General features: G+C 66.5%; 9 protein-coding genes. 2 read left to right on the top strand and 7 right to left on the bottom strand.

From position 1 onward, the window contains the following. The coding region (locus VLF18_RS15635) for a serine/threonine-protein kinase (protein ID WP_325280563.1) at positions 1 to 1347 on the bottom strand (1347 nt) is incomplete at its 3' end. Positions 1348 to 1511: 164 nt separating this feature from the next. On the opposite strand from VLF18_RS15635, the gene VLF18_RS15630 reads away from it, so the two are divergent. Beyond that, positions 1512 to 1841 (top strand): DUF3301 domain-containing protein, encoded by a 330-nt coding sequence (locus VLF18_RS15630; protein WP_325280562.1) that lies wholly within the window; start codon positions 1512 to 1514, stop codon positions 1839 to 1841. Between the two features lie 54 nt (positions 1842 to 1895). Here the strand turns inward: VLF18_RS15630 and VLF18_RS15625 are convergent, their stop codons facing one another. The 5 genes from VLF18_RS15625 to petA form a co-directional block, all read right to left on the bottom strand. Beyond that, complete coding sequence (locus tag VLF18_RS15625; protein WP_325280566.1) at positions 1896 to 2294, bottom strand: ClpXP protease specificity-enhancing factor; 399 nt, start codon at positions 2292 to 2294, stop codon at positions 1896 to 1898. 22 nt (positions 2295 to 2316) lie between these two features. Next, a complete protein-coding gene (locus VLF18_RS15620) occupies positions 2317 to 2940 on the bottom strand; it encodes a glutathione S-transferase N-terminal domain-containing protein (RefSeq protein ID WP_325280561.1) in 624 nt (207 codons plus the stop codon). 127 nt (positions 2941 to 3067) lie between these two features. Next, positions 3068 to 3817, bottom strand: a complete 750-nt coding sequence (locus VLF18_RS15615; protein WP_414717234.1) for a cytochrome c1 — start codon at positions 3815 to 3817, stop codon at positions 3068 to 3070. Then, a complete protein-coding gene (locus VLF18_RS15610) occupies positions 3810 to 5084 on the bottom strand; it encodes a cytochrome b (RefSeq protein WP_414717233.1) in 1275 nt (424 codons plus the stop codon). The genes VLF18_RS15615 and VLF18_RS15610 overlap by 8 nt, the downstream gene beginning before the upstream one ends. After that, entirely contained in the window at positions 5084 to 5683 is a 600-nt protein-coding gene (gene petA / locus VLF18_RS15605; protein WP_325280560.1) for a ubiquinol-cytochrome c reductase iron-sulfur subunit, read from the bottom strand. The genes VLF18_RS15610 and petA overlap by 1 nt, the downstream gene beginning before the upstream one ends. A 269-nt stretch (positions 5684 to 5952) precedes the next feature. Here petA and VLF18_RS15600 point away from each other — a divergent pair, with 269 nt between their 5' ends. Then, positions 5953 to 7149 (top strand): S1C family serine protease, encoded by a 1197-nt coding sequence (locus VLF18_RS15600; protein ID WP_325280559.1) that lies wholly within the window; start codon positions 5953 to 5955, stop codon positions 7147 to 7149. A 5-nt stretch (positions 7150 to 7154) separates the two neighbouring features. Here VLF18_RS15600 and VLF18_RS15595 read toward each other — a convergent pair. Beyond that, a partial coding sequence (locus VLF18_RS15595; protein ID WP_325280558.1) for a lytic transglycosylase domain-containing protein occupies positions 7155 to 7833 on the bottom strand: 679 nt, incomplete at its 5' end.

Raw genomic sequence — 7833 nt, 5'->3', positions numbered from 1 at the left:
GGCCATGGCAGGCTCGCCGACGGCCGACGCGTCGGCCGGAACCGAACTCGCATCGATCGACGCAAGTGCCGGCGGGTCGGCAACCGGTTCGCCCGACGCGGGCGTTGCCGGCAATTCCGTCGCAACGTCAGTCGGCGGCGGAGTCGCGGCGGCCGGCGCCGGGTCCGTGGGGGGAGGCGTCGGCGTGGCGGCGACCGGTGTCGGTGCCGACGTCGGTGCCGGGGTCGTCGGCGCGGTCACGGCGGCGGTCGCCGGAGCGACCGGTGCCGGTGAACGCGACGAAAACCAGACCCAGCCGCCGAGCGCCGCGGCACCGACGACGCCGATGCCGGCGACGGCGAGCCAGATGCCGCCGCCGCGACGCGCTTCACCGGACGAGTCGGCGCGCGGCTTCGGCGCTGCCGCCGGCGCGCTGCGCGCGGGCGGTGCCGGTTTCGCCGGAGCCGGCTTGGCCGCTTCCGGCCGCGGCGCCGCAACCGTCGGCGGCACCGGCTTGGGGGGCGCCGGTTCGGCGCTGCGCGCACCGGCGTCGCTGCCGTTCTTCGCGCGCTGCGGCACGGGTACCGTGTCGAGCGCCGCGAGCAGCTGGTCGGCATTGACGTAGCGATCCTTCGGATCCTTCGCGAGACAGCGGTCGATCAGTTCCTGCCAATGCGCCTGCGATGCAGGCAGGCGCGGAATCGCTTCGAAGACGTGCGCATACGCGACCGCAAATCCGTCGGCGCCGTCGTAGGGCGGTTTTCCGGTCAACCCGTACCAGGCCAGCACGCCGAGGCTGTAAAGGTCGGAACGCGTGTCGATGTCGCCGCCGCGCGCCTGCTCGGGACTCATGTAGTGGCTCGTGCCGACCGAGAATCCCGTGCTCGTGATCCGGGTCGACTGGCTCGCGGCCAGCGCGATGCCGAAATCGGTCAGCACCGGGTTGTCGGCGGAATCGAACAGGATGTTGCCCGGCGCGACGTCGCGATGCACGTAGCCGCGCTCGTGCGCATAGGCCAGCGCCTTTGCAACGCCGGTCAGCACACGCTTGAGCTCGGTTTCGTCGAGTCCGCGCTGCACGCGCGCGACGAAATCGCCGCCCGGCAGGTATTGCATCGAGAAATAGTGCAGCTGGTTCGGCGTCACGCCGACATCGAACACCTGGACGATATTGGCGTGCGCAAGCGACGCAAGAGTGCGCGCCTCCTGCAGGAAACGCCGCGTGAAGGTCGGATCGGCGGCGAGCGCGGGCGACATCACCTTGAGCGCGACCTGGCGCTCCAGCGACGTCTGCACCGCAAGATGGACGCTGGCCATGCCGCCCTGGCCGATCTCGCGTTTGATCTGGTAACCGGGTATTTCGATCACGGCCTTCGCACTCCCCTGTACTTGGCGAATCCAGCTGCGGCGGTATTGTAAGGACTGTAACTGCGACGTGGACGTGTCGTGCTCCGCATCACCACCGTGCCCGCGTCGCCGAAACCGTTGAGATTCACCGCAACCGGCACCACACTCGGCCGATGATCGAAGCCATGCTGCTGTTGATGATCCTCGGTGCCGCCGCACTGGTCTGGCAGTCGGCGCTGCGCGCGCGCGACCGCGCCGTCCGCGCGAGCCGCGAACTCTGCGGCCGCGCCGGCGTCCAGTTGCTGGACCAGTCCGTCAGCCTGCGCCGCATTGCCCTCGTACGGCAGCGCTCCGGCGGTTTCGCGCTGCGCCGGCACTACAGTTTCGACGTGAGCACCGACGGCACGAACCGCCACCCGGGCAGCCTGCAGTTCGACGGCGCCCGACTCGAGAATTTCAGCCTGCCGCTGCGCCCCGACGATGTGGCGCTCGCGGGGGTCGCCCGGCTGGAATGAACGTCGCGCGCATGGCGAAGCGCACACGAACGCAGATCGATATCGAACCGCCGATCACTTGATGACGCGCAGATGGCTGCCTTTCTTGGCGCCCGGCGTTTCGGTATCGCCGTTGCCGCTGGCCGGCGGCGGCGCCTGCGGGGCATCGTCGGCCGGAAACATCATGCCCTGCCCGTTCTCCTGGGCGTAGATCGCGAGCACGGCGCCGAGCGGCACTTCCACACGATGACTGACGCCGCCGAAACGCGCGTTGAAACGAATCCAGTCCTTTCCGATCTCGAGTCCCGCGACCGCGCGCGGCGCGATGTTCAGTACGACGCGCCCGTCCTTGGCCGCTTGCGGCGGTACGAGCACGCCCGGCCAGGCGGCATCGACGAGCAGGTACGGCGTCAGATTGTTGTCGCTGATCCATTCGTGGATCGCGCGGACGAGATACGGTCGGTTGGAGGTCATGCCGGCGGTGCCGGCGTCATTGTCAGTCACGCAACAATTTCTCGTCTGGAGTCAGGCTTCGGGTAAAGCCCGGATTGCGGAAGATGCGTTCGCCGTACTCGATGATGGGCTGCGCTTCGCGCGGCAGGCTGACGCCGAGCGCCTGAAGCCGCCAGATCAGCGGCGACAGCGCGCAGTCGGCCAGACTCATTTCCGGATTCAGGAAGAACTTCGCAGCCTTGAACAACGGCAGCGCGCCGATCAATGCCTCACGCAGCTTCTTGCGCGCCGACTCCGAATTCTTGCCGCTGCCGGAACACTGCTCGGCCAGCGGCAGCCAGTCGCGCTCCATGCGCACGATCGCCAGACGCAGCCGAGCCCGCGACAGCGGGTCGATCGGCATCAACGGCGGATGCGGATAGCGTTCGTCGAGATATTCGGCAACGACCGATGTTTCGTACAGCACGAGATCGCGATCGACCAGCGTGGGGACGCTTTGCGTCGGATTCAGGTCGATCAGGTCCTCCGGCGGTTTGGCCGGGTCGACCAGAACCAGATCGTAAGTGACGCCCTTGGCTGCGAGGATCAGGCGGACGCGATGGCACTGGACGCAATCACGGGCCGAATACAGCGTGAGAATCGTGCGCGAACGGGTACTCAAGGCCATGCCTCTCCCCTGACACGGTGCGGCGACCGTCCCCGGTCGCCTGCGCCGAATCTACTACGCGCCCAGGGATTCGCCTAGACGCCGGGGAACGGCCGGCGCGACGGGGGTTCCCGCCGCGCCGCGCGCATCAGTGCACGTCCTTCCAGTATTCCTTCTTGAGCAGCCAGGCCAGGAACGTGAAGAACGCGAGATACAGGACGACCCAGGCACCGAGCTTCTGGCGCTTCAGCGCCGCGGGCTCGGCCGCGTACTGCAGGAACGAGGTCAGGTCGCGCACGGTTTCGTCGAACTGCTGCGCGGTCTGCGTACCGGGCTGCACGAGTTCGAGACCCTCGATGTGCGCGTCGCCGCCTTCCTTCGCGTGGCCCATCTTCGCGTGCTGGAGGCCCTGCATTTCCCAGAGCACGTTCGGCATCGACGCGCCCGGGAACAGGCTGTTGTTCCAGCCCAGCGGACGCGAGTGGTCGACGTAGAACGACTTCAGGTAGGTGTAGATCCAGTCCGGGCCCTTCGAACGGCCTTCGAGCGAGAGATCCGGCGGCGCCTTGCCGAACCATACCGCCGCATCGGCGGCCGGCATCGACGAGACGATCGTGTCGCCGAACTTTGCGCCGGTGAAGTTCAGGTTGTTCATGACCTGCTCTTCGGTCAGGCCGAGATCCTCGGACAGGCGCGAATAGCGCACGAACTGCAGCGAGTGGCAGCCGACGCAGTAATTCATGAACAGCTTGGCGCCGCGCTGCACCGAGGCGATGTTGTCGGGGCGCGTATTGGCGTGCTGCAGCGCGCCGCCGCTGCTGGCGACAGCGGCGGGCGCGATCGAAACCAACGCAACGGCCAGCGTCAGACCGACCTTGGTCATGGCGTTCTTAATCATGCGCGGGCACCCGGTCCGGAACAGGCTTGGTGGAATCGATCTTCGTCCATAGCGGCATGGTGATGAAGAACGCGAAATAGAGGAACGTCAGCACACGGCCGATGATGGTCTCGGTCGGATCCGTGCCGGGGCCGGCGCCGATCTTGCCGAGCCAGATGAAGGACAGCGCGAACACGCCGAAAGCGACCTTCGAGATCCAGCCGCGGTAGCGGATCGACCTGACCGGGCTGCGGTCGAGCCACGGCACGAAGAACAGCACCGCGATCGCGCCGAACATCACGAGCACGCCGAGGAGCTTGTCCGGCACGACGCGCAACATCGCGTAGTACGGCGTGTAGTACCAGACCGGCTTGATGTGTTCCGGCGTCACGAGCTTGTTCGCGGCGACGAAGTTGTCGTGTTCCAGGAACCAGCCGCCGAACGTCGGTTCGAAGAACAGCACGAACGCGCAGATCGTCAGGAAGAAGCCGACGCCGAACAGATCCTTGACCGTGTAATACGGATGGAACGCGATGCCGTCGAGCGGCTTGCCGTTCGCATCCTTGACCTTCTTGATGTCGACGCCATCCGGATTGTTCGAGCCGACTTCATGCAGCGCGGCGAGATGCAGCACGACGAGCAGCAGCAGCACGAGCGGCAGCGCGATCACGTGCAGCGCGAAGAAGCGGTTCAAGGTCGCATCGGCAGGCAGGTAGTCGCCCATGATCCACTCGACGAGCGAGTCGCCGATCATCGGGATCGCACCGAACAGCGAGATGATGACCTTCGCACCCCAGAACGACATCTGGCCCCAGGGCAGCACGTAGCCCATGAACGCTTCGGCCATCAGCACCAGATAGATCAGCATGCCGAGCAGCCAGACGAGTTCGCGCGGTTTCTGCGCCGAACCGTAGATCAGGCCGCGGAACATGTGCAGGTAGACGACGATGAAGAACGCCGAGGCGCCGGTCGAGTGCATGTAGCGCACGAGCCAGCCCCACTCGACGTCGCGCATGATCGTCAGCTCGACCGACGCGAACGCTTCGGAGATTCCCGGCGCGACTTCGAGCGCGCTGGGCTTGAAATGCATGGTGAGGAAAATGCCGGTCAGGATCTGGTTGACCAGCACGACCAGCGCGAGCGAGCCGAAGTAGTACCAGATGTTGAAATTCTTCGGCGCCCAGTATTCCGACATGTGCTTGCGGTACACGGGGCCGAAAGCCTTGGCGCGGTAGTTGAACCACTCCTGGAGATCCGTGACGGCGCGATTGAGGCGGCTCGGCTGCATCACGCGGCTCCTTCCGGCTTGACGCCGATGACCAGCGTCTTGTCGTCGGTGAAGTGGTAGTCCGGCACCTTGAGGTTGGTCGGTGCCGGCACGCCCTCGAACACGCGGCCGGCCATGTCGAAGCGCGACTTGTGGCAGGGGCAGAAGAAGCCGCCCTTCCACTCCGCGTCGAACGGCTCGGGCTTGATCTCGCCATGGAACTTCGGCGAGCAGCCCAGATGGGTGCAGACGCCGATCATGACGAGCCATTCTTCCTTGATCGAGCGATAGAGGTTCTGCGCGTACTTCGGCTGCTGATCTTCGTTCTTCGAGTCGGGATCGCGCAGACGTGCGTTCAGCGAAGCGAGTGCACCGATCTGCTCGGGCGAACGGCGCACGATCCACACCGGCTGGCCGCGCCATTCGGTGATGACCATCTGGCCGACTTCGATCTTGCTGATGTCCTGCTGCACCGGCGCGCCGGCGGATTTCGCCTTTGCACTGGGCAGCCAGGTCTTGATGAATGGCACTGCCGCTGCGAGGGCACCTGCACCGCCGACGACTACAGTCGTGGCCGTGAGGAACCGACGGCGGCCATGATTGACGCCTTCGTTCGCCATCCGGATCTCCGGTTCAATACTTGGGAATACGTTCGGGGTCGTCGCGCCCGGCTGCACCGGCTGTCGCGAAACGTCACGGCGGCGGAAGGGATTCCGCGCCGGCCGTCGCTGCGTGCCGCTGAAGACGAAGCCTGCTGCCGGATGACCGGCCAACGTGACGGCTGGCCCCAAAAATCGTGTTAGTTTAGCGACTGAACCGGCAGCGCACAATCAAACCTGCCGCCCGCTTCGGCGCGTTGCACACTCGCGGCGCCTCCCTTGGACACGACATGAAACCCGCGTTCCGCGCGCTCGCCTTCGTGCTGCAATTCGCCACTCTCGGACTCGCCATCGCCTTCATCGTCACCCGTCTCTGGCCCGACGCACCGGCCCGTCTGCGCGGCGACGATCCGGCTCCGGCCGCGGCCTCTGCGCCGACACCGTCGGCACCGGCCGCCGCCGTGGGCGGCCTCGGCAGCGGCCCCGTTTCCTACGCCGACGCCGTCGCCCGCGCCGCGCCGGCCGTCGTCAACATCTACGCGAACAAGGTCGTCGCGTCGCAGCGTCGTATCGTGTCGGTCGACCCGCTGACCCAGCGCATGCTCGGCGGCATCAGCCTGGGACCGCCGGCCTATCGGCGCGAACAGAGCCTGGGTTCGGGCGTGATCGTCAGCGCCGACGGCTACGTGCTCACGAACAATCACGTGATCGCGCGCTCCAACGACATCCAGGTGCTGCTCTACGACGGCCGCATCGCCACCGCGCGACTCGTCGGCGGCGACGAGGACACCGATCTCGCCGTTCTCAAGATCGATGCGGGAGACCTGCCGACCATGAAGCTCGACGAAGCGCCGCCGGTCAATGTCGGCGACGTGGTGCTCGCGATCGGCAATCCGATCGGCCTCGGCAAGACGGTGACCATGGGCATCGCGAGCGCGATCGGCCGCCAACTCGACCAGTGGGCGTACGAGGAATTCATCCAGACCGATGCCGCGATCAATTCGGGCAATTCCGGCGGCGCGCTCGTCAACGCGCGCGGCGAACTCGTCGGCATCAACACGGCCAACGTACCGCAGCGCCAGCTCGCCGAAGGCATCGGCTTTGCGATTCCGGTTGCAACCGCGAAAGGCGTGCTCGACCAGATCATCGAAAAGGGCATGGTCGTGCGCGGCTGGCTCGGCGTGGAATACGGCCGCATGCCGATTCCGGCGAACACCACGCAGGCGAACATCGCGCGCGGCGCGCAGGTGCTCGCCGTCTATCCGCAGAGCCCTGCCGCGCAGGCGGGCCTGCAGCCCGGCGACGTGCTGCTGACTTTCGACGGCGAGGAAATCGACGACCCGCTCGAGCTGCGCAAACACGAAGCCGCGCTCGCGCCCGGGACCAAGGTGCACGTGTCCGGCCTGCGTGCCGGCATCGCTTTCGACGCCGACGCCGAACTCGTGCAGCGTCCGGTGCTCAACCGCATCCAGATCCCGAACGGCTGATCCGCTCAGTTGGCCTGGCGATAGCGGTCGCGCAGCGTCGCGACACGCGACACGTAGACCTGGGTCTCGTCGAACGGCGGCACGCCGCCGTATTTCGACACGTTGCCCGGCCCTGCGTTGTAGGCGGCCGTCGCAAGCCGGACGTCGCCCTGGAAGGTCTTGAGCTGCTGCGCCAGGTACTGCGCGCCGCCGCGGATGTTCTGCGTCGCGTCGAACGGATTGTCGACGCCGAGATCGTCGGCCGTGCCCGGCATCAGCTGCATGAGCCCCTGCGCGCCCTTGTTCGACAGCGCGTTCGGATTGAACGCCGACTCCGCATGCACGACGGCGCGCAGCAGCGCCTCGTCGAGGCCGAACTCCAGCGCGGCCGCGGCGATCTCGGCTCGGAACGCGTCGCGATTGAGCTTGGTCGAGGCGAAGTTGACCCTCGAATGCACGTCGCAGGCGAAGCAGGTCGAGATATAGGTGAACAGCACCTGGTAGCGCTTTCCGGCCGGCCGGATGTTCGTGTACTCGGTGATGCCGTTGCTTTTGCTGATCTTGTAGACCGCGCCGCGAAGGACTTTCGGCGATTCCGTCTTTGCGGCGTCGGGTGGTGCGGCATTCGCCGTGCCTTCGCGATACTGCCACTGCCCCGGGGCGGATATCGCCGGCGCCGCGGCCGGTGCCGCGGCCGCAGTCGTT

This window comes from Tahibacter sp., from assembly GCF_035481375.1.
GTDB lineage: Bacteria > Pseudomonadota > Gammaproteobacteria > Xanthomonadales > Rhodanobacteraceae > Tahibacter.
Note: the sequence above shows the minus strand (reverse complement) of the source record. Positions and strands in the feature narration are given on the sequence as shown.